At 32.1% G+C, this 1,822-nt stretch carries 1 protein-coding gene; it reads right to left on the reverse strand.

Translation table 11 applies throughout. The features are described from left to right. On the reverse strand, positions 1-1,697 hold a 1,697-nt coding region (locus ACJML3_RS03455; RefSeq protein WP_406020645.1), incomplete at its 3' end, for a DEAD/DEAH box helicase family protein. Positions 1,698-1,822: the final 125 nt, after the last annotated feature.

The raw sequence follows: 1,822 nt of genomic DNA on the forward strand, positions 1-1,822 counted from the left end.
AATGACTGTTGATTGAAAAGTCCTTGTAAAATTTCTGAAGCTATTTTTTCATCTTCAACTCTGATGGAATTATCTTCAGTTTTGTTATTTCCCCAAAAGTCAATAAGACCATACCAGACAATTTTTCTGTCTATAATTGCAATGCAAGCACTAGACCTTTTATCATTGTAGTAAATTTTAAATCGTTCTTTTACAGTGTTAATTGCCTTAGTATATGAAGAAATAGCATTATCTTCTGATCTATTATCATTACTGCTTTTCAATACAGCTAAAAGATTTACAGATTTTGTTAATACGTTTTCAGAATCATCATAGAATTCCGCTAGCTTTTGAATGTTTATAGATATTGGCGCTATTACAATTTCTGAAACAGCATTCTTTATGTCATTCATAAATGTTAACCGATATTCATCAGCTGTAAAAATGCAACCTCTATTTGTATCTTTACTGATTATTGCTAATTGTGAATCATTATTTATGCATGTGACTGAAAAACCAAGTTTCTTGTAAACCTTAAGTCTTTTTGTATACATTCTCTGAAGCATCCTATATGCAGGATCAATATAATCATAAACAATCACTTTGTGCTTATTGCAATGATTTCTGTTTATTCTACCTAGCATCTGCTCTATCGGTGTTTTATATGACACAGGAAGCGTAATCATCAAAGTATCAAGAGCAGGAACATCAAAACCCTCAGATATGAGCTGTACAGTTGATATTAGAACTGCAGATTCTGCATAAGAAGGATCATTTATCTTAGATAGTTCATGAATAATATCATCATTTGATATATTATTTGGGCGTAAAAGAAGAACTGTACAAGAGACATTTTTTAGTTGCTCATAAAGCGTAGTACAGTGAGCTACAGATTTTGATAATACAAGTATTATTCTTTTCTGTTTTATACACTCAAGAACATCATTTATGATCATACAGTTTCTGCTGTTATCCTTACTCAAAAGACTGATAATCTCTGATAACTCAAGCTCTTCATCAGTTGATACTACTCTTGTGAATCTAGGAAAAACGAAATGCTCAAAATTTTGCTGAAGAACATAATCTTTGGCACTGTATTTAAATCTTATAGGACCTAACTGCATCATTACAGATTTTTCTTTGCCATCTTCTCGATACATAGTTGCACTTAAACCATAAATTCTTTTTGCCGTAATAGTACAAACTGCCTGATAATAAGAAGGTGCACCAATGTTATGACATTCATCAGCTATCACAAGTCCGTAATTTTCAACAAGATCACTGTATTCACCATCCTTACCTAATGAAGAATATAGAGCTACATCAATAATTCCTGTTGTCTTCTTTGACTTAGAAGAATACTGACCAACAAATGATTTATGCCTTTTAACTTTTCCTATAAGTGTTGTATATTCAGGTAATGGATCTTTAAATTCGAGTTTTTCTTTAAGGATGTTCTGCCACTGCATAAGCAAGTTCTGAGTTGGAACTAGAATAAGTGTATTAACCTTAAGCTTTGATATTATATAAAGAGCACAGACAGTTTTACCAAAACCGGTTGCAGCATTTAAAATTCCGTTTTCATGCAAAATTAATTTGTCACAGGCTTCTTTCTGCTCTTTTCTTAAAACAACCTGACTACTTAATTTAACACGGATATTTTTTCCTTCGTTTCGCATATCCTCTTTGACTAGCTTGATATCTGATGCTGTACACATCTGTTCAAGAGTACCTATTAGAGCACGAGGCAACTTAATAAAAGTAACAGTGAATTATTAGGTACCTTGATTTTTTTGTCAGGATCTGATCTAAGATCAATGGGGACCTGTTTCAATTATTCTAG

Source organism: Succinivibrio sp., assembly GCF_045124615.1.
Taxonomy (GTDB): Bacteria; Pseudomonadota; Gammaproteobacteria; order Enterobacterales; family Succinivibrionaceae; genus Succinivibrio; species Succinivibrio faecicola.